Below are 17008 nucleotides of genomic sequence, written 5' to 3'. Positions count from 1 at the left end.
TGCCCCAGCGCGGCCACATCTTTCGCAAGCTGATGGAGAACGCGGCGGCCCTGGCCGGGGTGCCGCTGGATGTGCGCTGGGAGGTCTCCAGCGTGCCGGCCATCCTGGACCTGGTGGCCGCCGGCCTGGGCCACGCCACCCTGGGCGAGGCTGCGCTGTCCGTGCCGGGCGGCACCTCGCAGCGCCTGGTGGTGAGCCCGCTGGACCACCTGGGTCTGCAGGCCACGCTGTGCCTGGTGACGCCGGCGCACAAGCGCTCCACGCCGCTCACCCAGCGCACGGCAGCGCTCCTGATGCGGCTGATCCGCCAGCGCTGAGTCGCTGCGGGCGGATCGGCCGGGGGCCGCTCAGAGTGGCAGGCCCACGTAGTTTTCAGCCAGGGCGGTGGCCGCCGGGGCCGAATCGGTCAGGTAGTGCAGCTCGGCGTGCTGCATCTTCAGGGCGAAGTCGCCGCCGTCCGGGAAGCGGTGCATCAGGCTGGTGAACCACCAGGAGAAGCGTTCGGCCTTCCAGATGCGGGCCAGGCAGCGCTCCGAGTAGGCGTCCAGGCCCGCGTCGCTGCGCGCCTGGTAATGCTCGGTCAGGCCGCTGGCCAGGTAGCCCACGTCCGATGCGGCCAGGTTCAGGCCCTTGGCGCCCGTGGGCGGCACGATGTGGGCGGCGTCCCCGGCCAGGAACAGGCGGCCGAAGCGCATCGGCTCGGTCACGAAGCTGCGCAGCGGCGCGATGCTCTTCTCGACCGAGGGGCCGGTCACCACGGAGGCCGCCACTTCCGGGGGCAGGCGGCGGCGCAGCTAGTTCCAGAAGGCCTCGTCCGACCAGTCGCTCACCTGGTCGGTCAGCGGCACCTGGATGTAGTAGCGGCTCAGGCTGGGGCTGCGCTGGCTGCACAGGGCGAAGCCGCGCTCGTGGTTGGCGTAGACCAGCTCGTCCCGGCAGGGCGGCACATGGGCCAGCACGCCCAGCCAGCCGAAGGGATAGACCTTCTCGTAGGTCTTGAGCACCTCGGCCGGGATGCTGGCGCGCGAGACGCCGTGGAAGCCGTCGCAGCCGGCCACGAAGTCGCATTGCAGCGTGTGGGTCTGGCCCTGGTGGGTGTAGTGCACCACCGGCTGCGCGCTCTCCAGGCCTTCCAGGCGCACGTCCTGGGCTTCGTAGACGGTGGTCAGGCCGGCGGCGGCGCGGGCCTGCATCAGGTCGCGGGTGACCTCGGTCTGACCGTACACCACCACATGGCGGCCGGTCAGGCCCTCGAAGTCGATGCGGTGCAGCGTGCCGTCGAAGGCCAGCTCGGTGCCATGGTGGATCAGCCCTTCGGCGTCCAGCCGTTCGCAGACGCCGGCCTGGCGCAGCAGCTGCACGGTGGTGTCCTCGAGCACGCCGGCGCGGATGCGGCCGAGCACGTACTCGCCGGTGCGTTGCTCGAGGACGATGTTGTCGATGCCGGCCTTGTGCAGCAATTGGCCGAGCAGCAGCCCCGAGGGGCCGGCGCCGATGATGGCGACCTGGGTGCGAGAGGGGATCATGAGGAGGTCTCCTGCTTGTCTTGTGTCAAGACAGAAGGCTACGGACTGTGACCGCCCCCCTCAATGCACGAAGCGCGCAAGCCATGGGACAAAGCGAACATCCCCATCGGGAGAACCCGCAGAGGCCCCGGGCGCCGGTCTCAGCCCTTGCGCTGGCTGCGTTCGAGCCGGTAGGCCAGCTGGGCGCGTGAAAGCCCCAGCCGACGCGCCGCGGCGGCCAGGTTGCCCTGCTCCAGCGCGGTGGCCTCCTGCAGCAGGCGCTCCTCCAGGGCCTCCAGGCTCAGGTGGATGTCCTGCCCCTGGCCGTGCAGGGCCTCGCTCACGGCCGCCAGCAGGGAGCGCGGGGCCGGCGGCTGGCTGGCCGGCGCCAGGCTGCCATGGTCGTTGATGGCCAGCAGCGTCTCCTCGCTGAGCTGCTCGCTGCGGAACATGTGGGCCACGTCGACCGGGGCGCCGTCCTCGGCCGAGATGACGCCGCGCTCGATGAGGTTCTGCAGCTCGCGGATGTTGCCTGGGAAGGGGTAGTTCAGCATGGCCCGCAGCGCGCGCTGCGTGAAGCCGGTGGGGTGGCGGCCGTGGCGGGCCGATTCGCGCCGCAGAAAGTGGTTCATCAGCAGCGGGATGTCATCGCGCCGCTCGCGCAGCGGCGGCAGGTGGATGGGGAAGACGTTGATCCGGTAGTAGAGGTCTTCCCGGAAGCGGCCGGCCCGCACCTCGGCCTGCAGGTCCACATTGGTGGCGGCCACCACCCGCACGTCCACGTTCAGCGTGCGGGTGCCGCCCACCCTCTCCAGCTCGCCTTCCTGCAGGGCGCGCAGCAGCTTGCCCTGGCTGACCAGGCTGAGCGTGCCGATCTCGTCGAGGAACAGCGTGCCCCCGTCGGCCCGCTCGAAACGGCCCGGGCGCGACTGGTGCGCCCCGGTGTAGGCCCCGCGTTCCACGCCGAACAGCTCGCTCTCGATCAGGGTGTCCGGGATGGCGGCGCAGTTGACGGCCACGAAGGGCTGCCCGGCTCGCGCGCTGATGCGGTGCAGCCGGCGCGCGAAGGCCTCCTTGCCCACGCCGGACTCGCCGGTGAACAGCACGGTGGCCGCGGTGCCGGCTACGCGGGCCAGCTGGTGGCAGGCCGAGGTGAAGGCCGAGGAGGCGCCGACGATCTCATGGCGCGGCGTGCCGCCGTCGGCCTGCGCTGGCGGCTCGGGCAAGGGGCTGGCGGCGGTGTCCGTGTGCGCGGGGCTGTTCGCGGGCCTGCCCGGCTGCGTGGTGCGCAGGCGCTCGAAGTCCTGGGCCTGCAGGTAACGCAGGTCCTCGCTCACATCGCCCCAGGCCGGGGGCGTGGCGGCCCACCACCCGGGCAGGCCTGGCCGCCCATGGCGCGGCACTCCAGCTCCCGGAAGATCACCAGCTGGCCGAACAGGCTGGTGACATAGCCGGTGGCATAGCCCACCTGGGACCAGCAGGCCGCCTTGGTGCCGATGCCATAGGCGGCGATGTGCTCGTCGTCTTCGCTGGAATGCTCCCAGAGGAATTCCCCCTCGTAGCGGCCCTGGTCGATGTCGAAGTCAAAGCGCAGCGGCGTGACCTTGACCACCCCCTCCAGGGCGTGCAGCCGGGTGCCGGCCATGAAGACGCCGGCCGGATCACCCTGCGGCCAACGCTCGCGCACCAGCTGGGCGTCGCGCGCGCCCGCCACATAGCCGGCCCGGGTGAGCAGGCCGCGTGCGCGGGCGATGCCCAGGGTGTCGATCAGCTCCCGCCGCAGGTGGCCCATGGCCGAGCTGTGCATCAGCAGCATGCGCTGGTCGTTGAGCCAGATGCGACCGTCGCCGGGCGAGAAGAACAGCGACTCCGTGAGGTCCGCCATGGTGGGCGGGCAGCCGGCGTTGAACTGCTTGCTGTTGCCCCGGCCCAGCATGGCGCCGGTCTGGCGGGCCACCTCCGCCAGCGAGATGCGCGGTGGCGCCGTGGGGGTCACCGGGGCCGTGGCAACGGGGGGGGCGTGCTGCAGCGTGTCCATGGGGGTCCAGTTCATGAATTCATGAAGTGCGGTGGGAGGCTTCGTTCGAATTGTTTTCAATTCATAAGTAATTTCTCCCCGGTGAAACCCTGTGCTGCACAGCGCAAAGATGGCCTAGGGAAAGCACGGGGAAAGGGGGTGGTCTTCCCAGGGCGGCAAGGGGGTGCAAGAGGCGGTGTGCGGCCAGCGCGCGGGGGCGGGCCGGGCGGCAAGGCATGTGGTTTGCGCAAGAGAGGCCACCCGACGCGATCGGCGCGGGTTTCCAAGATCTTCCGACCCATCTGCACAACACCATGAACATCCTGGCCTCCGAACCCTGGCAGGGCTGCATCTACAGCGAGGGCTGGCAGCCGGCGCCTGAACGACTGGACGTCATCGAGCCGGCCACCGGCGTCTGCCTGACCCACAGCGGCCTGGCCGGCGTGGCCGACGTGGCGGCCGCGGCGCAGCGCGCTGCCCGCGCCCAGGCCGACTGGGTCGCCATGCCCCCGCGCGAGCGCGCCGAGATCTTCCACCGCGCCGCCGACCTGTTCCGCCAGCATGCCGACGAGCTGGCGCTGTTCGTCACCCGCGAGTCCGGGGCCATCCTGCCCAAGGGCCAGCACGAGCTGCGCGAGGCGGCGGTCTTCTGCCAGCAGGCCGGCGCCATGCCCATGCAGGCCCAGGGCCAGCTGCTGCCCAGCCCCTCGGGTCGGCTGTCCATGGCGCGGCGTGTGCCCCATGGGGTGATCGGCGTGATCTCGCCCTTCAACTTTCCGCTGGTGCTGACCTTGCGCGTGGTGGCGCCGGCGCTGGCGCTGGGCAACGCCGTCATCATCAAGCCGGACCCGCGCACGCCGGTCAGCGGCGGCTTCATGATCGCCCGTGTGTTCGAGGCGGCGGGCCTGCCCGCCGGCCTGCTGCATGTGCTGCCCGGCGGCCCGCAGGTGGGTGAGGCGCTGATCACCGATCCGGGCGTGGCGATGATCTCCTTCACCGGCTCGGTGGGGGTGGGGCGGCGCATCGGCGCGTTGGCGGGCCAGCACCTGAAGAAGGTCTCCCTCGAGCTGGGCGGCAGCAATGCGCTGGTGGTGCTGGACGACGCCGACCTGGACCGCGCCGCCAGCGCCGTGGCCTGGGGCGCCTGGCTGCACCAGGGACAGATCTGCATGGCCAGCAACCGGGTGCTGGTGCACGAGGCCATCGCCCCTGCGCTGACCGAACGCCTGGTGGCCAAGGCCGGCCATCTGCCGGTGGGCAACGGCGCCACCGCGCAGGTGGCGCTGGGCCCGCTGATCGACGCCCGCCAGCGTGACCGGGTGCACGCCGCCGTCCAGGCCAGCGTGGCCGCCGGCGCCCGCCTGCTGGCGGGGGGGCGCTACGAGGGCCTGTTCTACCAGCCCACCGTGCTGGCCGATGTGCGCCCCGGCATGCCCACCTTCGAGGAGGAGACCTTCGGCCCGGTCATCAACCTGGTGAGCTTCCGCGACGACGAAGAGGCCGTGCGCCTGGCCAATGCCCACCAGGGCGGCCTGGCGGCGGGCGTGCTCTCCGCCTCGGTGGGCCGCGCCCTGGCCCTGGGCCAGCGCCTGCGCGCCGGCATGGTCCACATCAACGACCAGACGGTCAACGACGACGCGGTCAATCCCTTCGGCGGCCCCGGCGTGGCGGGCAACGGCAGCTCGCACGGCGGCCCCGGCGACTGGGAACAGTTCGCGTCCTGGCAGTGGCTGACCGTCCGAGAGCAGCTGCCCACCTATCCCTTCTGAACAGGAGACACCGACATGAACGTCGCCAACAAGACCATCGTCATCACCGGGGTGAGTTCCGGCATCGGCGCGGAGACCGCCCGCTGCCTGCGCGCCCACGGGGCCCGCGTGATCGGCGTGGACCGCAACGAACCCAGCATCACCCTGGAAGGCTTCGTCAAGGCCGACCTGTCGGAGCAGGCCGCCATCGACGCCGCCTTCGCCCAGCTGCCCGAGCGCTTCGATGCGCTGTGCAATGTGGCCGGCGTGCCCGGCACGGCGCCGGTGGACCTGGTGGCCCGGGTCAACTACCTGGGCCTGCGCCACCTGTGCGGACGCGCGCTGGAGCGCCTGCCCGAAGGGGGTGCCATCGTGAACATCGCCTCCATCCTGGGGGCGCAGTGGCCCGAGCGCCTGGCGCAGCACAAGGCGCTGGCCGAGGCCGCCAGCTTCGAGGCCGGCCTGGCCTTCCTGGCCCGTCATCCGGTGCCGCAGGAGACCTGCTACCAGTACTTCAAGGAAGCGCTGATCGTCTGGACCGTCACCCAGTCCCAGCGCTGGTTCCTGGAGCGCGGCGTGCGCATGAACTGCGTCTCGCCCGGCCCGGTGTTCACCCCCATCCTGGGCGACTTCGTGCAGATGCTGGGGGAGCAGCGTGTGCAGCAGGACGCCCACCGCATGAAGCGTCCCGCCCTGGCCGACGAGGTGGCCCCGGTCGTCGCCTTCCTCTGCGCGCAGGAGTCCCGCTGGGTCAGCGGCGTCAACCTGCCCGTGGATGGCGGGCTGGCCTCGACCTACCTCTGAACCCGACGGCGCCTTCCCGCCCAAGCCCGGCGCATCGACCGGGCCCATTCACCACAAGCACAGGAGACATCCCATGCATTTCCCCCGTCATCCGCTGGCGGTGGCCGCCGCACTGGCCTTGCCGGTCGCGGCCCATGCCTTCGCCGTGGACATGCCCGAGGACAGCGACCTCAAGCTGCGCCTGGACCTGACCCCCAAGTACAGCACCGCCTACCGGCTGCGCGACCCGTCCGCCTCCCTCACCCGCCTGGACGTGGCGACCGACCCCGGCACGGTCAACGAGGACGACGGCGACCACAACTTCAAGAAGGGCCTCATCTCCAACCGCCTGGACCTGCTGGGGGAGCTGGACCTGACCGGCCCCAGCTACGGCCTGCGCATCTCGGGCAGTGCCTGGCGCGACGGCGCCTACCTGCGCTCCAACGACTACAACGGCACGCCGGTCTATGCCGGGGGCCAGCCGGTGGGGGCCAATGCCAACACGTCGAACGTGGCCCCGGGGCAGGCCCCCAATGCCTTCCTGCGCGACACCGTGCGCCAGCAGGGCATGGGCCACGAGCTGCTGGACGCCTTCGTGTACGTCAAGGGGGAGATCGGCGACATGCCCGGCACCCTGCGCGTGGGCCGCCACACCCTGCAATGGGGCGAGAGCGTGTTCTTCGGCCAGAACGGCATTGCCGCGGCCCAGGGCCCGGTGGATGTGGCCAAGATCCTCTCGGTGCCGGGCTGGCAGTTCAAGGAGGTGCTGCTGCCGGTGGAGCAGGTCTCGGGCTCGCTGCAGGTGGCCGATGGCGTGTCGCTGGGGGCCTATTACCAGCTGCGCTGGCGGCCCAGCCGCATCCCCGGGGTGGGCAGCTATTTCTCCAACCAGGACTACGTGGGCACCGGCGTCGTGAACTTCGGCAACGACGCCAACGGCAACCCCATCCTGCTGCCCTACGACAAGGACAAGGACCTCAAGCCGCGCAACAACGGGCAGGGCGGCCTGCAGCTGCGCTACAGCCCCGAAGGCAGTGACTTCGAGTACGGCTTCTACGCCGCGCAGTACCACGACAAGACCCCGGGCGCGCCGGTCTTCGACTTCGCCAACGGCAATGTGCACCTGGCCTATGCCTCCGACGTGCGCACCGTGGGCATGAGCGTCACCTCGTCGGTGGGGCAGCTCAACTGGGCGGCCGAGACCTCGCTGCGCTGGAACGCGCCGCTGGCCAGCGACCCGGCGGTGGTGGGCACCGGCGTGGTCGCCACCTGCGGCCAGTCCAGCGCCGACCCCTGCTTCGCGGTGGGCCGCACCGCCCATGCCCAGGTCTCGGGCATCTATGTGCTGCAACCCGGGCCCTTGTGGGGTGGCGGTGCCGTGGTCTCCGAGCTGGCCTACAACCGCACGCTCAAGGTCACGCGCGACATCTTCGCCGCCGCCGACGGCGGCAGCCAGGGCGTGGGCGGGCTGGACCCCAACACCACCCGCGGCGCCTGGGCCTGGCGCATGCTGTTCGAGCCGCAGTACTTCCAGGCCCTGCCCGGGCTGGACCTCTCGGTGCCCCTGAGCCTGGGCTACAACTTCGGCGGTCGCTCCTCGGCCATCGGCAACTTCGCCGGCGGCGTCTCCGATGGCGGGGACTACAGCGTGGGCCTCAAGGGCACATACCAGACCGACTGGAAGGTGGCCCTCACCTACACCAACTACTTCGGCAAGCCCAAGACCTTCACCGAGACCCTGATCCCGGGGGCGGGCTCGCCGCGCCAGCTGACCTTTGGCCAGACCCTGGCCGACCGCGCCTACGTCGCCTTCAGCCTCTCCCGCACCTTCTGAACTTCCAGGACGGAGTCACCATGAACCGCAAGCAGTTTTCCCTGTCCCTGAGCATGGCCCTGGCCACGCTGGCCCTGGGCTGGCCGGCCTGGAGCCAGGCCGCCGTGTCCGCCGAGGAGGCGGCCAAGCTCAAGACCACCCTGACCCCGGTGGGTGCCGAGCGCGCCGGCAACAAGGACGGCAGCATCCCCGCCTGGGACGGCGGCATGACCAAGGCCCCGGCAGGCTTCAAGAATGGCCAGCCCCGGCCGGACTTCTTCCCCACCGAGAAGCCGCAGTTCAGCATCTCGGCCAAGAACATGGCCGGCTACGAAGCCCGGCTGAGCGAGGGCGTCAAGGCCCTGCTGCGCAAGTACCCCGACTTCCGGCTGGACGTCTACCCCACCCACCGGGTCGCCGCCGCGCCGCAATGGGTCTACGACAACACCTTCAAGAACGCCACCCGCGCCAAGCTGGTCGACGAAGGGCAGGGCACCGAGGGCGCCTATGGCGGCATTCCCTTCCCCATCCCCAAGGACGGCTACGAGGTGATCCAGAACCACCGCCTGGCCTGGCTGGGCACCAATGTGCAGGCCCCGGTGCGGGTCTGGGTGGTCACGGCTGACGGCCGCCGCGCCATGGCCTCCGGCGGGGTGCAGACCCTGCGCCGGCCCTACTACGACCCCGAGGGCAGCCTGGAGAAGTTCGACGGCTACTACCAGATGGGCAAGTTCGTGGTGGGGGAGCCCGGCTCCAAGGCGGGTGAGGCCATCCTGGCGCAGGACGCCATCAACGCCTCGCAGCCGCGCGGCATCTGGCAGTACCTGGTGGGCCAGCGCCGGGTGCGCAAGGCGCCTTCGGTGGCTTACGACACGCCGGACTCCGTGACCTCGGGCATCGGCCTGTTCGACGAGGCCTTCAACCTGTTCGGCCCGCTGGACAAGTACAAGCTGCGCCTGGTGGGCAAGCGCGAGCTCTACGTGCCCTACAGCAACAACCGGGCGGCCCTGGCCAAGGTGGACGAACTGGTCACGCCGCACACCCTGAACCCCTCGCTGGTGCGCTGGGAGCTGCACCGGGTCTGGGAAGTGGAGGCCACGCTGGCCGATGGCAAGCGCCATGTGGTGCCCAAGCGCACCTACTACATCGACGAGGACAGTTGGCAGATCCTGCTCTTCGACGGCTGGGATGCCAAGGGCCAGCTCTGGCGCACCAACTACACCCTGACGCTGCTGGCGCCGGACATCCCCGCCCTGGTGGGCAATATGTTCTGGGGTGGCTATGACCTGCAGACCGGGGCCTACTACCTGAACATGGCCAGCAACGAGCTGCCCGAGCAGTACAAGACGCTGCCCAGCCTGCCCCGCGCCTTCTTCAGCCCCGAGGCCCTGGCCAACGAGGGGGCGCGATGAGCCGGCCCCGGCGGGCCGTGGTCACCGGGCTGCTGCTGGCGGTGTCGGGCATGACGGGCGCCCTGGCCGCACCGATGCCGCCTGCGGCCCTGCGCAGCCCGGCCGTGCAGACCCCGCGGGCCCTGCGCGCGGTCACCCTGGCGGTGGCCCGCGCCGGCAGCCGGCTGGTGGCCGTGGGTGAGCGCGGCACGGTGCTCTGGTCCGACGACGGCGGGCGGCAGTGGCACCAGGCGCAGGTGCCGGTGCAGAGCACGCTCACCGCGGTGCGCTTTGCCGACGCCCGGGTGGGCTGGGCGGTGGGCCATCTGGGGGTGGTGCTGCGCACCGAAGACGGCGGCCAGCACTGGACCCGCCAGCTCGACGGCATCCAGCTGGCCCAGACCCTGCTGGCCGCCGCCACCGACGAGGCCAGCCGCCATGCCGCCGAGCGCCTGGTGCAGGAGGGGGCCGACAAGCCCTTCTTCGACCTGGCGGTGCTGGACGGCCAGCAGGCGGTGGTGGTGGGGGCCTATGGGCTGGCCCTGGTCACCCGCGACGGCGGCGCCCACTGGGCACCGCTGCCGCTGGCGGCGGTCAATCCGCGCGGCCTGCACCTGTACGGCGTGCAGCTGCAGGGGCCGCGCTGGGTGATCGTCGGCGAGCAGGGCCTGGTGCTGCGCTCGGAGGACGGCGGGGCCAGCTTCAGCGCCCTGGCGTCGCCCTACAAGGGCAGCTTCTTCGGCCTGCTGGGCAGCCCCGAGGGCACGCTGCTGGCCTACGGCCTGCGCGGCAGCGCCTTCCGTTCGGACGACGCGGGCAGCCACTGGAGCCGGGTGAAGATCGACACCCCGGTCACCCTGCAGGCCGGCCTGGTGGCCCAGGACGGCAGCCTGCTGCTGCTGGCCCAGAACGGCGAGCTCTTCCGCAGCCGGGACCAGGGCGAGAGCTTCGACTCGCTGCAGATGCCCGCCGGCCCCCTGCCGGCCGCCGGCCTGGGGCAGGCCCCGGATGGCGCCTGGATCCTGGCCAGCCTGCGCGGCGTGCGCCGCGCCGACCCGACCCCTCCCACTCCCTGATTCCGGATCTGCCATGCATGCCCCCGATGCGTCGGCCACCCAGCCCGTGGTGGCCCGACTCGAAGACTTCGACACCCGCTCCGGCAACTGGGCCGAGCGCTTGCTGTTCAACCACCGGCCCTGGGTGCTGGGCCTGTGCCTGCTGCTCACGCTGCTGCTGGGCAGCCTGGCCACGCGGCTGACGCTCAATGCCAGCTTCGAGAAGACCATTCCGAAGCTGCACCCCTACATCGCCAACTACCTGGCCCACAAGGACGACCTGGGCGGCCAGGGCAATGCGCTGCGCATCGTGGTGGAGGCCCGCCAGGGCACCATCTACGACGCCCGCTACCTGGCCACGCTGCAGAAGCTCAGCGACGAGGTCTACCTGCTGCCCGGGGTGGACCGGCCGTTCATGAAATCGCTGTGGACCTCCAACACCCGCTGGGTGGCCGTCACCGAGGACGGGCTGGACGGCAACACCGTGATGGGCGACAGCTACGACGGCTCGCCCCAGGCCCTGGCCGAGGTGCGGGCCAATGTGGAGCGCTCCGGCGAGATCGGCCAGACCGTGGCGGCCGACGCCCGTTCGAGCATCATCTTCGTGCCACTGCTGGACCACAACCCGCAGACCGGCCAGGCGCTGGACTACGGCGAGCTGGGGCGCCAGCTCGAAGCCCTGCGCAGCAAATACGAAAGCGATCGCGTGGCCATCCACATCACCGGCTTCGCCAAGGTGATGGCCGACCTCATCGACGGCATGCGCCAGGTCCTGCTCTTCTTCGTGCTGGCCCTGGGCATCTGCGCCGCGGTGCTGTACGGCTACACCCGCTGCGTGCGCAGCACGGTGCTGGTGGTGGCCTGTTCGCTGGTGGCCGTGGTGTGGCAGCTGGGCCTGCTGGCCGGCCTGGGCCACCCGCTGGACCCCTATTCGGTGCTGGTGCCCTTTCTGGTGTTCGCCATCGGCATGAGCCACGGCGCCCAGAAGATGAACGGCATCATGCAGGACGTGGGGCGGGGCACGCACCGCGTGGTGGCGGCGCGCTACACCTTCCGCCGCCTCTTCATGGCCGGGCTCACCGCGCTGCTGTGCGACGCCGTGGGCTTTGCGGTGCTGGCCCTGATCCGCATCCAGGTGATCCAGGACCTGGCCCTGGCCGCCAGCATCGGCGTGGCCGTGCTGATCTTCACCAACCTCGTGCTGCTGCCGGTGCTGCTGTCCTATGTGGGCGTGAGCCCGGCGGCGGCCCGGCGCAGCCTGCGCGACGACCCGCAGGCCAACCCCGCGCTGGAGCAGACCGGCAGCTTCACCAGCCAGGGCTGGCTGTGGCACATGCTGGAGCGCTTCACCCGCCGCGGGCCGGCGCTGGCCGCGCTGGGCGTGGCTCTGGTGCTGGGGGCGGGCGGCTGGGTCATCAGCACCCGCCTGGCCGTGGGCGACCTCGACCCCGGTGCCCCCGAGCTGCGGGCCGATTCGCGCTACAACCGCGACAACGCCTACATCACCGCCCACTACGCGGCCTCCAGCGACATCCTGGTGGTGATGGCCACCACGCCGGACGACCAGTGCACCCGCTACGGCACGCTGGCCAAGCTGGACCAGCTGGCCTGGCAGCTCGAACAACTGCCCGGGGTGGAGGCCACCAACTCGATGGCGGCCCTGTCCAAGCTGGCCATGGTGGGCTACAACGAAGGCCAGCTCAAGTGGTATGAGCTGATCCCCAACGACAGCGCGCTGGGCGGCGTGCAGACCCGCGCGCCGCGCGAGCTGTTCAACCAGGCCTGCTCCTTCCTGTCGCTCTACGTCTACCTGCAGGACCACAAGGCCGAGACCCTCAGCCGCGTGGTGAGCACGGTGGAGGACTTCATCGCCCACCACCCCGCACCGGACGAGCGCTTCATGCTGGCCGCGGGCTCGGCCGGCATCGCCGCGGCCACCAACATCGTCGTCCACCAGGCCATGCACGAGATGCTCTGGTGGGTCTACGGCGCGGTCGTGCTGCTGTGCTGGGTCACCTTCCGTTCCTGGCGCGCGGTGGTGGTGGCGGTGCTGCCGCTGGTGCTCACCTCGGTGCTGTGCGAAGCCCTGATGGTGCTGCTGGGCATGGGCGTGAAGGTGGCCACGCTGCCGGTCATCGCCCTGGGCGTGGGCATCGGCGTGGACTACGCGCTCTATGTGCTGAGCATCATGCTGGCCCGGCTGCGGGCCGGGGAGTCGCTGTCCAGGGCCTATCTGCACGCCCTGCAGTTCACCGGTCGGGTGGTGATGCTCACCGGCGTCACCCTGGCGCTGGCCGTGGCCACCTGGGCGCTCTCGCCCATCAAGTTCCAGGCCGACATGGGCATCCTGCTGGCCTTCATGTTCGTCTGGAACATGGTCGGCGCGCTGGTGCTGCTGCCGGCCCTGGCCCACCTGCTGCTGCGGCCCGCCCCGGTGGCGGCACCGGCCGCGGCGGCAACGCACCCGTCCGAACCACTGGGCCACCAGGCCTGAAGCCATGAACCTTGGGAGATCGATGATGCTGGATGCACAGATTGCCGCCCTGCTGGCGCAGGCCCAGGCCGCCGGCCTGCCCGATCTGGCCGACCTGCCGCCGCCCGCGGCGCGGGCCGTCTACCGCCAGATCCTGGCCGCCGCCGACGTGCCGCCGGCCGATGTGGCGGTGCGCGACGAGGAGGGCACATGGGGCGGGCTGGCGGTGCGGGTGCGCTGTTACCGGCCACATGGCCTCACCCAGGCCCTGCCGACGGTGCTGTACTTCCACGGCGGGGGCTACGCCCTGGGTGACCTGGACGGCTACGACGCCGTCTGCCGCCAGCTCTGCGCCGACAGCGGGGCCATGGTCGTCTCGGCGGCCTACCGCCTGGCACCGGAGCACCCCTTCCCGGCCGCGCCGGAGGATGCCTGGGCCGCCCTGAACTGGGTGGCTTCGGTGCTGGCCCAGCGCGGCGGCGACGCGGCGCGGCTGGCCGTGGCCGGTGACAGTGCCGGCGCGGCGCTGGCCGCCAGCGTGGCCCTGCGGGCCCGTGATGCGGGCGGGCCGGCGCTGTGCCTGCAGCTGCTACTCTACCCGCCGGCCGCGGGCGGCCATGAGGGCGACTACCCCTCGCGCCAGCGGCATGGGCAGGGGCCCACGATCACCCTGCGCACCATGGCCTATTTCAACCACCACTGTTTCGGCGAGGCCGGTTGCGCACCCGACGAGCGCGGCGCCCCCCTGCTGGCCCGCGACCTGAGCGGCCTGCCGCCCACCCTGCTGATGCTGGCGGGCCACGACCCCCTGCGCGACGAAGGCCTGGCCTACGGCGAGGCCCTGCAAGCCGCTGGCAACGCCCTCACCGTGGTGGAGTACCTGAGCCTGCCGCACGGCTTCGTGAGCATGGGCGCGGTGCCGGCCGCCCGGCTGGCGCAGTGGCAGATGGCCGCGGGCCTGCGCCAGGCCTTTGGGGGCTGAGACCCCGGTGCACAGCGCGAGACCAGGGACCGCAGTTCATCGGGGCACGTCGGTGGAGGTGGCGGGGCATGCCCTTACCATGCCGGCATGCGAGACCTCAGCCTGACCCCGACCGGAGCATCCTCTTGAGCGCTGACGCTCCCTCGGAACGCGCGCCCCATCCGGCTGTGCCGGGATCGGTGATCGACGACCGCTGGCGCATCTTCCTGCGGGTGGCCGACGCCGGCAGCCTCAGCAAGGCCGCCGCCGTGCTGGCCCTGCCGCAGTCGATGGTCAGCCGGGCCATCGCCCACCTGGAGCGGCAGTGCGGCGAGCGGCTCTTCGTGCGCACCGGGCGCGGCGTCGTGCCGACCGAGTTCGGGGCGCACCTGCTGCCGCGCGTGGCGCGGCTGGCGGCCGAGGCCGACACCCTGGTCGAAGACATCCGGGCCGCGCGCGGCCAGCCCATGGGCGACGCGCTCGTCGGCCTGCTGCCCTCCGCGGTGCCGCGTTTCGCCGGGCCCTTGGCCGCGCTGGTCCGCGATCGCATGCCCGGCGTGCGCCTGCACCTGGTCGAAGCGGCGAGCGCTCAGCTCGAGGAGCACCTGCGCGAGGGGCGGCTCGACATGGCGGTGGTGCTGCGAGAGGACGCTGCCGCGGTCGGCGACGGCCGGGTGCTGGCCCAGGTGTCGCTGTACCTGATCGGCCGCGAGGAGGTGCCGGCCCTCCAGGCACCGACGATCGCTCTGCGCCGCCTCTCGGGGCTGCCGTTGGTGCTGCCTGCGCGGCCGCACCTGCTGCGCGCGCGGCTCGACCATCTGGCCGCCGAGCACGGCCTTCAGCTCGAGGTCGCCGTGGAAGCCGATTCCGTGCAGCTGCAATACGCCGTGGCGGCGGCCGGCGGCGGGCTGGCCATCGCCTCGGTGGCCGCGGGGCCGCTGCAGGCGCCGCTGAGGGCCGCGCGCATCGTCGAGCCCGAGCTCGACCGCTGCGTCGTGCTGGCCGAGTCCCCACGCCGCCCGCACACGCGCGCCACCCGCGAGGTGCACCGCCTGCTGTGCGAGCTGGCCGGTCGCCTGCAGGGTCGCTGAAGCACGGCATCCAGTTTCTGCAAGGCTGCTATGCGCGGCAGGCAGTGCCCGCGGCGGCACCTCGGGCCTAAGGTGGCGGTCATCGTCATCCCCCGGCCACCGCCGCCGCCTTCATGTTCCACGCTGCTGCCGCCTCTCCGGTCCCGCCCACCCTGTTCCTGAGCGACGCCGACGTCGCCGCACTTGCCGACTGGCGTGCCACCGTCGATGCGCTGGCGCTGGCCTACCGCGCTCCCTGCCCGCCAGCGATGGTGCCGCCGCGGTCGATGGCGCGCGGCGACGGCCTCTGGCTGCGCAGTCTGACGGCTGTGTCGCCCACCGGCACGACGATGGGCTGCAAGCTCATCGCGGCCTCACCGCGCTCGCGTTGCGCCAGCTACCTGATCTCGCTGTTCGACCAGCAGACGATGGCGCTGTCGGCCCTGATTGACGGCAACCGCGTCACCGGCCTGCGCACGGCCGCCACCGCCGCGCTGGCGGTGGACCACCTGGCACCTCAGCGCCCGCTGTCCGTGGCCGTGATCGGCGCCGGCTTCGAGGCGCGGGGCGCGCTGCAGTGCCTGGCGGCCATCCGCACGCTGGCCACCGTACGGGTGTACAGCCCCACACCCGCCAGCCGCGAGCGCTTCGCCGAGGGCTTCCGGCCTGCGCTCGACATCCAGGCCGTGGCCTCGCCGCAGGACGCGGTGCGGCAGGCCGACGTGGTGTTGTGCGCCGCCCGCAGCCGCGATGAATCGCCCGTCTTGCGCGGCGCCTGGCTGACCCCCGGCACCACCGTGGTGTCGCTCGGCTCGACCCTGCCCGAACAGCGGGAGGTCGACGAAGAGACGCTCGCGCGCGCCGCCTGCATCGTTGCCGACATGCCCGAGGAAGTGCTGCACGACACCGGCGACGCGATCGCGGCCGCCCGGGCCGGAGTCGACCTCGCCGCGAAGACGGTGGCGCTGTCCGAGCTTGTCGCCGGCCGCGCCGCGCCGCGCCGCGCCGCGGACGACATCGCGGTCTACAAGTCGGTGGGCTCGGCGCTGCAGGACATCGCCGTCGCCGAGATGCTGCTGGCGCGGGCGCGCCAGCTCGGGCGGGGTGTCGAGATGCCCACCAGCATCCTTCCCGTGTCCAAGTGATTGACCCATCCTCTACAAGGAGACTCCATGCCTCAGTACAAGAAGGCCGATGCCCGCGCCTGGGCTCGCCAGCACCTCGTCGGCTGTTCCGCCGTCACCATTCCCAGCTACAGCGCCGACTTGAAGCGCCTGAACGAGCGCGGCATTCGCCACGACATCGAGCGCACCGTGGCGCTGGGTTTCAGCTACACGCTGCTGTGCTCGGAGGTGGCGATCACCGCCGAAGAGAACGCGCAGTTCACCGCCATCGCGCGTGACACCGCGGGCGGCAAGCTGGGCCTGTTCTTCCATGCCGCCTTCGGCACGCTGGCCGACAACATCGAGGCCGTGGCGCTGGCCGAGAAGGCAGGCGCCGACCTCGTGCTGTTGTCTTACCCGTCGACCTTCTGGCCCACCAGAGAGCAGGAGATCTACGACTACACCAAGGCCTTCTGCGACGCCACCCAGCTGGGGGTGATGCTGTTCCCCATCCCCACCTGGGGCTTCGAGCGCGTGCACCCCGCCGGCATGTCGCTGGCGTTGATGCGCCGCCTGGTCAAGGACTGCCCGAACGTGGTCGCCATCAAGTCCGAGCAGGGCTTTCCGCTGCCGGCCGGCATCTGCGAGATGTACCACCACTTCCGCGACGAGGTGGTGATCAGCTGCCCCATCGAGGCCGACGCGATCCCGCTGATGAGCCTGATGAAGCTGCAGTTCTCGGGCACCAGCAACACCCAGTGGATGGGCGACTACTACCCGAAGGCGTTCGAGCTGGCGCGCAGCGGCCGCTGGGAGGAGGCGATGCAGATGTACTGGAAGGTGAACCCGGCCCGCCAGGCCAACACCGCGGCCTCGGCCGCGTCGGCACCGGCCATCGGCAGCCTCAACCGCACGCAGTGGAAGTACCAGGACTGGCTGGCCGGCTTCAACGGCGGCCCGCTGCGCGCGCCGATGCTGCGCATCCCCGACCGCTTCATGAAGTCGCTGCGCCAGGCCCTGGCGGCCTCGGGTTGTGAGGTCACGTCCGATCCCGACTCGGCCTTCATGGTCGGCCGCCATCCCTGCTGA

The 17008-nt window shown here is 71.4% G+C and carries 11 protein-coding genes and 2 pseudogenes; 11 read left to right on the top strand and 2 right to left on the bottom strand.

Annotation, left to right across the window (positions count from 1 at the left end; genetic code table 11):
* Positions 1-317: LysR substrate-binding domain-containing protein (locus I73_RS10840; RefSeq protein WP_022980624.1), on the top strand; the 317-nt coding region annotated here is incomplete at its 5' end.
* Positions 318-347: 30 nt separating this feature from the next.
* Here I73_RS10840 and pobA read toward each other — a convergent pair.
* Positions 348-1526 (bottom strand): annotated as a pseudogene (pobA, locus tag I73_RS27370) (4-hydroxybenzoate 3-monooxygenase).
* Between the two features lie 140 nt (positions 1527-1666).
* Positions 1667-3441 (bottom strand): annotated as a pseudogene (locus I73_RS27365) (sigma 54-interacting transcriptional regulator).
* A 395-nt stretch (positions 3442-3836) separates the two neighbouring features.
* Here I73_RS27365 and I73_RS10825 point away from each other — a divergent pair.
* The 10 genes from I73_RS10825 (at position 3837) to I73_RS10780 (ending at position 17008) form a co-directional block, all read left to right on the top strand.
* On the top strand, positions 3837-5291 hold the full coding sequence (locus tag I73_RS10825) for a benzaldehyde dehydrogenase (protein WP_022980623.1): 1455 nt from the start codon (positions 3837-3839) through the stop codon (positions 5289-5291).
* A gap of 15 nt (positions 5292-5306) precedes the next feature.
* Positions 5307-6074 (top strand): coniferyl-alcohol dehydrogenase, encoded by a 768-nt coding sequence (locus tag I73_RS10820; protein WP_022980622.1) that lies wholly within the window; start codon positions 5307-5309, stop codon positions 6072-6074.
* Positions 6075-6147: 73 nt separating this feature from the next.
* Positions 6148-7887 carry a DUF1302 domain-containing protein gene (locus tag I73_RS10815; RefSeq protein WP_022980621.1) on the top strand — a complete coding sequence of 580 codons (1740 nt, stop codon included), beginning with the start codon at positions 6148-6150 and terminating at the stop codon, positions 7885-7887.
* A gap of 20 nt (positions 7888-7907) precedes the next feature.
* Complete coding sequence (locus tag I73_RS10810) at positions 7908-9278, top strand: DUF1329 domain-containing protein (RefSeq protein ID WP_022980620.1); 1371 nt, start codon at positions 7908-7910, stop codon at positions 9276-9278.
* Positions 9275-10333: a YCF48-related protein gene (locus I73_RS10805; protein ID WP_026096585.1), complete on the top strand. Its 1059-nt coding sequence runs from the start codon at positions 9275-9277 to the stop codon at positions 10331-10333. Before I73_RS10810 ends, I73_RS10805 begins: the two co-directional genes overlap by 4 nt.
* 13 nt (positions 10334-10346) lie before the next feature.
* Positions 10347-12806, top strand: coding sequence for an RND family transporter (locus I73_RS27360; protein ID WP_022980618.1), 2460 nt, complete (start codon positions 10347-10349; stop codon positions 12804-12806).
* A 4-nt stretch (positions 12807-12810) separates the two neighbouring features.
* Positions 12811-13767 (top strand): alpha/beta hydrolase, encoded by a 957-nt coding sequence (locus I73_RS10795; protein WP_234409477.1) that lies wholly within the window; start codon positions 12811-12813, stop codon positions 13765-13767.
* Positions 13768-13892: 125 nt separating this feature from the next.
* Positions 13893-14837, top strand: a complete 945-nt coding sequence (locus tag I73_RS10790; protein ID WP_234409476.1) for a LysR family transcriptional regulator — start codon at positions 13893-13895, stop codon at positions 14835-14837.
* 113 nt (positions 14838-14950) lie between these two features.
* Positions 14951-15961 carry an ornithine cyclodeaminase family protein gene (locus I73_RS10785; protein ID WP_022980615.1) on the top strand — a complete coding sequence of 337 codons (1011 nt, stop codon included), beginning with the start codon at positions 14951-14953 and terminating at the stop codon, positions 15959-15961.
* A 27-nt stretch (positions 15962-15988) separates the two neighbouring features.
* Positions 15989-17008 (top strand): dihydrodipicolinate synthase family protein, encoded by a 1020-nt coding sequence (locus tag I73_RS10780; RefSeq protein ID WP_022980614.1) that lies wholly within the window; start codon positions 15989-15991, stop codon positions 17006-17008.

This window comes from Ideonella sp. B508-1, assembly GCF_000333615.1.
Taxonomy (GTDB): domain Bacteria; phylum Pseudomonadota; class Gammaproteobacteria; order Burkholderiales; family Burkholderiaceae_C; genus Ideonella.
This window is presented reverse-complemented; position numbering and strand designations above follow the sequence as displayed.